General features: G+C 60.8%; 6 protein-coding genes. All 6 read left to right on the plus strand.

Features of this window, described 5'->3' with window-relative positions; translation table 11 throughout:
• Nucleotides 1-144: 144 nt before the first annotated feature.
• The 6 genes from AO065_RS10165 to AO065_RS10190 all read left to right on the plus strand — a co-directional run bounded on the left by AO065_RS10165 (nt 145) and on the right by AO065_RS10190 (nt 7,118).
• Nucleotides 145-759 carry a c-type cytochrome gene (locus AO065_RS10165; protein WP_004887639.1) on the plus strand — a complete coding sequence of 205 codons (615 nt, stop codon included), beginning with the start codon at nt 145-147 and terminating at the stop codon, nt 757-759.
• Nucleotides 760-924: 165 nt separating this feature from the next.
• Nucleotides 925-1,572, plus strand: a complete 648-nt coding sequence (locus AO065_RS10170; RefSeq protein ID WP_004887640.1) for a thiol:disulfide interchange protein DsbA/DsbL — start codon at nt 925-927, stop codon at nt 1,570-1,572.
• Between the two features lie 9 nt (nt 1,573-1,581).
• Nucleotides 1,582-2,457, plus strand: coding sequence for an endonuclease/exonuclease/phosphatase family protein (locus tag AO065_RS10175; RefSeq protein ID WP_004887642.1), 876 nt, complete (start codon nt 1,582-1,584; stop codon nt 2,455-2,457).
• On the plus strand, nt 2,454-4,544 hold the full coding sequence (locus AO065_RS10180) for a GGDEF domain-containing protein (RefSeq protein ID WP_004887644.1): 2,091 nt from the start codon (nt 2,454-2,456) through the stop codon (nt 4,542-4,544). Before AO065_RS10175 ends, AO065_RS10180 begins: the two co-directional genes overlap by 4 nt.
• 94 nt (nt 4,545-4,638) lie before the next feature.
• A complete protein-coding gene (locus tag AO065_RS10185; RefSeq protein WP_004887646.1) occupies nt 4,639-5,418 on the plus strand; it encodes an N-acetylmuramoyl-L-alanine amidase in 780 nt (259 codons plus the stop codon).
• Nucleotides 5,419-5,501: 83 nt separating this feature from the next.
• Complete coding sequence (locus tag AO065_RS10190) at nt 5,502-7,118, plus strand: EAL domain-containing protein (protein WP_032652430.1); 1,617 nt, start codon at nt 5,502-5,504, stop codon at nt 7,116-7,118.
• Nucleotides 7,119-7,305: the final 187 nt, after the last annotated feature.

The following is a 7,305-nucleotide window of genomic DNA, read 5'->3' on the forward strand; positions in this document are numbered from 1 at the left end:
AGTTGTCACAGGGTCAAAGGCGATGCCGCTGCGCTGTGTGGAACGTGCAAGGACAGCAGTGGCCAGGATTTGCCGACTATCCTTCTGGATACGCAAGTCACGGGCTACCCGACTTTTCACCCCCTTGGCTGATCGGATGACCTGATGAACAAACTATTCGTGAGTCTGCTGCTGGCGCTGGGCATCTGCGCCGCTTCCAGGGCTGCCGACCCGGTGGGCGACGCGTCCGCCGGACAGGCAAAAATCGCGGTATGCGGCGCCTGCCACGGTCCGGATGGCAACAGCCTGGCGCCCAACTTCCCCAAACTGGCGGGCCAGGGTGAGCGCTACTTGCTCAAGCAACTGCGCGAGATCAAGGACGGCAAGCGTGTGGTCGTGGAAATGACCGGCATGCTGAACACTCTCACCGATCAGGACCTTGCGGACATCTCCGCTTACTACGCTCGTCAGAAAGGCAGTGTCGGCGCTGCGTCCCCGGATCTGGTGGCGCAAGGTGAGGCCTTGTTTCGGGGCGGAAGGCTGGATCAGGGCCTGCCCGCCTGCACCGGCTGTCACTCGCCGGATGGCAGCGGCAATATCCAGGCAGGTTTTCCTCATCTTGGCGGCCAGCATGCCGATTACATCAAGAAGCAGCTGACAGCATTTCGTGAGGGTGACCGGACCAATGATGGCGATACCCAGGTCATGCGTGCCATTGCTGCCAAACTGAGCACCCGGGACATCGAGGCGCTGGCGCACTATATTCAGGGCTTGCACTGAGCGGCCGTGCTTGTGGGGGGTGATTTGATTCACGTCGTCTGCAAAAAGGGCCACTACGCCTGACCTTTTTTGTGGTCGCCAGCGTTACACTAACGAACTCAGGCTTTCGCGTTCGGTCGAAAACACCGTCGCTTGAAGGCGATTCAATCTGCTCAGGAGTAAAGCATGCGTAATCTGATCATCAGCGCCGCACTGGTTGCCGCCAGTCTGTTCGGTATGTCCGCTCAAGCTGCCGAGCCTGCTCAGGCAGGCAAGCCGCAATACGTCGAGCTGAGCAGCGCTGTGCCTGTCGCAGTACCAGGCAAGATCGAAGTCGTGGAGCTGTTCTGGTATGGCTGCCCGCATTGCTACGCGTTCGAGCCGACCATCAATCCATGGGTTGAAAAACTGCCGTCCGACGTAAACTTCGTCCGTATTCCTGCCATGTTCGGTGGCCCATGGGATGCCCACGGCCAACTGTTTATCACGCTCGATACCATGGGCGTCGAGCACAAGGTTCACGCGGCTGTATTCGATGCGATCCAGAAGGGCGGCAAGCGTCTGACAGATCCCAAGGACATGGCTGACTTCGTTGCGACTCAAGGCATCGACAAGGACAAGTTTCTTGAAACTTTCAACTCGTTTGCTGTGAAGGGCAAGATCGCCAAATACAAGGAACTGGCCAAACAGTACGAAGTAACCGGCGTTCCAACCATGATCGTGAACGGCAAGTACCGCTTTGACCTCGGTTCTGCCGGTGGTCCGGAAGCCACCCTGCAGGTGGCCGACCAGTTGATCGCCAAAGAGCGGGCGGCCAACCAGGCGGCGAAGTAAGCGCCGGTCATGGGCCGCTGGGGCGAGGGCACAAAGCGAGTCGTTGGCCTGCATGATCCGCGGGTCAACGAACATCATCTGAGCAAAAGTGGTCTGCCCGAAGACGGCAGGCTGCGATTGCTCAGTTTCAATATCCAGGTCGGTATCAGCACCGAGCGGTACCGGCACTACCTGACGCGCAGCTGGCAGCACCTGCTGCCGCACGTCGGGCGGGCAGGCAACCTGAAGAAGATCGGTGATCTGCTTCATGATTTCGATCTGGTTGCCTTGCAGGAAGTCGACGGCGGCAGCATGCGCTCCGGCTTCGTCAACCAGGTCGAGCACCTTGCCCAGCTGGGTGCCTTTCCGTACTGGTATCAGCAACTCAATCGCAACCTTGGCCGCTTCGCTCAGCACAGCAATGGCGTGCTGAGCCGTCTGCGTCCCGCCAAGATCGAAGACCACCCGCTGCCCGGCCCCGCCGGACGTGGTGCGATTCTGGTGCGTTTCGGTGAGGGCGACGATGCGCTGGTGGTGGTCATGATGCACCTGGCCCTCGGCACGCGAACCCGAACGCGACAGTTGGCCTACATCCGCGAACTGATTGGCGGCTATCGTCATCAGGTGCTGATGGGCGACATGAACACCCATGCCAATGACTTGCTGGAGCATTCGCCGCTGCGGGATCTGGGCCTGCTGGCTCCACAGATCGAAGCGACGTTCCCCAGCTGGCGGCCACAACGCTGCCTTGATCATATTTTGCTCAGCCCGACCCTGACACTCGAGCGCGTACAGGTGCTGGCTCAACCCATTTCCGATCACCTGCCGGTTGCTGTCGAGATTCGCCTGCCTGCTTCACTGTGTGGGGACTCGCTGCCTGTGCCCTCTGGTGGAAGCCTTGCATGAGCGACGACGCGGAGCGTTGGAGAGAGAAGTACCTCAAGGGAATCGAACAACAGGACAAGCTTGAAAAGCGCTGGGATGCGCGGCTCGACCTGTTGCGGCGAGGTCTGGTACGAAGCAGTCTGGCGGCAGAAGGCTCTGATCGCGCTGTCGACGAATGCATGAAGGAAATGCGCGAAATCGTGCGCAAGGACGACATGGATGCCGGTCTTGCGGCCTTGATTCCACGTCTTGAAAAGGCTGTGCTGGATTCCGAGCACCGGCGCGAAGTCCGGGTCGGTCAGATCAGCACCGCCCTGACCGCACTGGTGACGCAACTGCAAGCCCTGCCGCTGCCGCGTGACGTGCGCAAGCCGCTCAAGCGGTTTGCCAAAGACCTTGAGGAGCGGGCCTCGCAGGCACGCGAGCTGCCATTGCTGCTCAGTGAACTGAGTGGCTTGCAAGGCAAGGCGCTGACCCAGCTGGAAAAACCTGAAGAAGGCCATCGACCCGGGTTGCTGGAGCGTCTGTTCGGCTCGCGGGATGAGCATGGCGAGGCTCAACCTCATCCCGATGCAGTCATACCTGCCGAAACGCCGTCTTCTTCCGATCATGAGCGCGACGCCCCTCACGCAGAACAGTATGCACACGAGGATCCGGAGCCCGGAGCACCCGTTGAGCGTTCGGTCGAGCCTGCGCAAGTAGTCGCTGTCGCTCCACACGATGCGCCGGCAGTCGCTGCCACGCCTGAGCCTGTCGCTGCCATACCTTCCGAGCCGCCAGCGCAGGCGCTTGATGTTGAAGAGCCTGCAATCATTCAGGCTGCCGAGCCGGTCCTTCCACCGATTGATGTCACACCACCTGCCCCGATGGTCGTCGTGCCTGTGGCCGAGCCCATGCTCGACAGCGATATCGAGGGCATGCTGACGCCGACGCCGAGCGTGCATTTCCAACAGATACCGGTGCCAGTCAGCGAGCATGAGGTGCCTGAAGAGGACGCTGACAGCGATGTTGATGAGGAGGCCGAAGACGATGGCTATGCCCTGCCCTCTGCGCCCGAACCGAGTTACAGCTCGGTGGCCGCACACATCGAAGAAACCTTGTTGGGACTGCTTGCCGACCTGACGCTGTCCGAGCATTACCGGCCTCAGGTCGAGGCCATGCAACTGCGGCTCAGGCACGGGTTAAATTGGTACGAACTGTTGCCAATCCTGGATGATCTCGCCGTGCTGATGCTGGCGATCAACAACGGCGGGCAGCAGGAATTCGGTATCTACCTAAAGCAACTTAATGAGCGGCTCGAGTCGTTCCAGAGCCATCTGCAGGCAGCCAGCGAGGACCATGCGCAGGGCGAATCTTCGGTTCGCGACCTCAACGAGCAATTGCGCGAACAGGTGGGTGGCCTGCAGAGCAGCGTTCAGGACGCCTCCGATCTGCCCAGCCTCAAACTGGTGCTGGACAATCGCCTGGAAGGCCTGCTCAGCACCATGGACGACTACCAGCGCAAGCGTGATACGCGTGAGCAGGAAGTCGCATCCCGCCTGCAAAGTCTCGCTGCCCGCGTGGCGACCATGGAGCAGGAGGCACTGGGCTTTCGCACCAACCTTGAAGAGCAGCGTCAGAAAGCCCTGATCGATCCGCTTACGGGGCTTGCGAACCGCGCGGCCTGGGCGGAGCGGCTCGAGCAGGAAATGATTCTCTGGCAGCAGCACAAGAACAGTCTGCTGGTCGGCATCCTGGATCTGGACCATTTCAAGCGGATCAACGATGGCTATGGGCATCTGGCGGGTGACAAGGTGTTGAAGATCGTCGCCAGTGTTTTGAAAAAACGTCTGCGGCCGGGTGATTTCCTGGCACGTTTCGGGGGCGAAGAATTTGTGGTGCTGATGCCGGCCACGCCTGTCACGACGGGCCTGCATTTGCTGGACGAATTGAGGGAAACCGTCGAGCTCTGCCCGTTCCATTTCAAGGGCGAGCGCGTGACCATCACGGTTTCCATGGGCGTGACCGCGTTTCGCTCTGGCGAGCGCAGTGAAGTGGCCCTCAAGCGCGCCGATCAGGCGCTGTACCGGGCCAAGGAAAGTGGCCGGAACAAGGTCGAACAGGGCTGATGCGCTGTTCCGGACAAACAGCTGTCGTAGCGCATGAGCTATTGGTGCACGGTTTGTTATGATGTTGCATTAATCGCGCACGTAGTCTGATCTCATGAAGTTGTACCTCGCTGCTTTTCTCCTGATTGCCCTGACCGCCTGCTCCAGCGGCCCAAGACTGGACACCAGTCATCCCTCGGCAAACTTTGACGGACGTATTCAATACGTTGTCATGCATTACACCTCCGCCTCACTCGAGCGGTCCCTGCAATTGCTGACCCACGGCGAGGTCAGCAGCCATTACCTGATCGGTGATGACGCCTCTGCAACCATCTACAAGCTGGTCGATGAAAGCGCCCGCGCCTGGCACGCGGGTGAAAGCGAATGGGATGGCCGCACCTGGCTGAACTCCAGCTCCATCGGCATCGAGATCGTCAATCCCGGCTACACTGAAACGCCGACAGGCCGTCTGTGGTATCCGTACACCGAGGCGCAGTATCAGTCGATCAAGGTACTGCTCAAGGACATCGTCAAACGCAACAGGATCGAGCCGAAACACATAATCGGACACAGCGACATCGCACCGACGCGCAAGATGGATCCGGGGCCGTTGTTTCCCTGGAAGCGCCTGGCCGCAGACGGCCTTGGCGTCTGGCCCGACGAACGGCTGGTGGCGCAGCGTCAGGCGCTGATGATGAACAACCTGCCAACGATCGGCTGGTTCCAGCAGCAACTGGCACGCCTGGGTTACACAACACCTCAGACGGGTGAGCTGGATACCGCCACACGAGAGGTTATGGCCGCTTTCCAGATGCATTTCCGGCCAGAGCGTTTCGACGGCGAGCCAGATGCGCAGAGCGCTGCCATCCTGCAGGTCCTCAACCGCACGAACTGAGCGCAGATCCGGCCCGTTCTTTCGAAGGGCCAACTCCGCGCTTGTTGCTATAACTGATGGGTACTCTCTCTGAGTATCCACCGATGCTGATTGCGTCAACGCGTCTTCGAACGACCCTTTCCCGCCCTTGGTTGCTGGCATTGCTCGCAGCCTTGCTGAGCGCGGCCGTGTTGCTGACTGGCAGTCTGATGCTGGCCTTGCAGCAGGCGCGGCAGACCGAGAGTCAGCAGATGAACGCTCAGGGCGAGCGCTTTCTGGTCAGGCTCGAGCAGCTGTTTGGCCAGTTGCAGTCGGGGCTGGACCAGCTCGAGCATCAACCGTTGCGACGTTGCAGCCCGGAGATGCTGGGGCGTCTGCGAGAGGTCATTTCCAGCCACCGCTTCATCTACGAAGCCGCTTATGTCGGTGACGCCCGCGCCTGCTCCAGCTGGCCGCGAAAAACACTGCTGGCTGAAACCCGCACGCCCGACATTCGTGGGCCTACGTACGACTACTGGCTGAACACCTCGGCCCAGCCGGACGATAACCTGGCGGCGCTGGTGATGGGCCGTGGGGGCTTTCGGGTGTCCACATCCCGTGGTCACCTGACTGACGTGGTCGATCTTCCCCCAGGCGGCAGCCTGCTCGTGGTGCTGGATAACGCAACTCGCGCGATACCGGTGCTCGGCCCCGCACAGGCGTGGCCTGTTCCGGGTTGGGAAACGGGTGGCAGCGAGCCGCTGATCACCACGGCCACGCAATTGGTCTACCGCATGGCCACCCAGAGTCCGGAGTATCAACTGGTGCTGATCACGCCGCGTACCGGTCTGCGCGACGACATGACCGGCGCCTGGTGGCTGCTGGTGCCCGCCAGCCTGCTGATATCGCTGTGCGTCGGGGCGCTGGTGTTTCAAGTGCTGCGTCAGCGCAAATCGCTGGGGGCCGAGCTGAACCGTGCGCTGCGTCGTGGCGAATTGAAAGTTCTGTATCAACCGATCTTCAACCTCGATACGAGGCTATGCGTAGGGGCCGAGGCGCTGGTGCGCTGGCATCGGCCGGACGGCACGGTGACCAGCCCTGATCTGTTCATTCCGCTGGCTGAAAACACCGGCCAGATACGCCAGATCACCGACTTCGTGCTGCAACAAACACTGGAGCAACTGGGGCCTTTGCTGCGCGCCAATCCGCACCTGTACATCTCGGTCAATCTGGCGGCCTGCGACGTCATGTCAGCGCGCATCGGGCGCATCACTGCCCGGTTACTGGCGCTGCACAAGGTGTCTGCACGGCAGATAGCGTTCGAGGTGACGGAGCGGGGGCTGATCGATGCGGTGGTGGCGCGCAATCATTTGCAGACGCTGCGTGATCGCGGTCATCAGGTGCTGATCGATGACTTTGGTACCGGGTATTGCAGCCTGGCCTACTTGCAGACCTTGCCGGTGGATTGCCTGAAAATCGACAAGGCGTTCATTGATGCGCTGGGCCACGATGCTGCCAGCAGCGGCGTCGCGCCGCACATCATCCGCATGGCCCATGCCCTGCAGCTCAAGGTGATCGCCGAGGGCATCGAGTTCGAATCCCAGGCTGCATTGCTCAACAGCGAGGGGGTGATCTACGGTCAGGGCTGGCTGTTCGCCCGACCCCTGACCGCCGCCGCGTTTGCCGAGCGAGTGACAGGCGGCCGCCGCAGCGCGGCCAGGCGCAGGAACGACGTGGCGTGAGGTGCCCATCAAAACCCACCTCCGATCAAACAATCCATACTCACTGAAAAAGCGCTATTTCTGTGGGAGGCCTAGCCCCATCTCGGCATAGCGCTGTCGTGTATCAAACACCGGACCGTGGGAGGCGGCTTGCCGGCGATGCAGTCGACGCGGTATGTCAGGAAAATCGCGTCATCGTTCATCGCCG

The organism is Pseudomonas viridiflava, assembly GCF_001642795.1.
GTDB classification, from domain to species: Bacteria; Pseudomonadota; Gammaproteobacteria; order Pseudomonadales; family Pseudomonadaceae; genus Aquipseudomonas; species Aquipseudomonas viridiflava.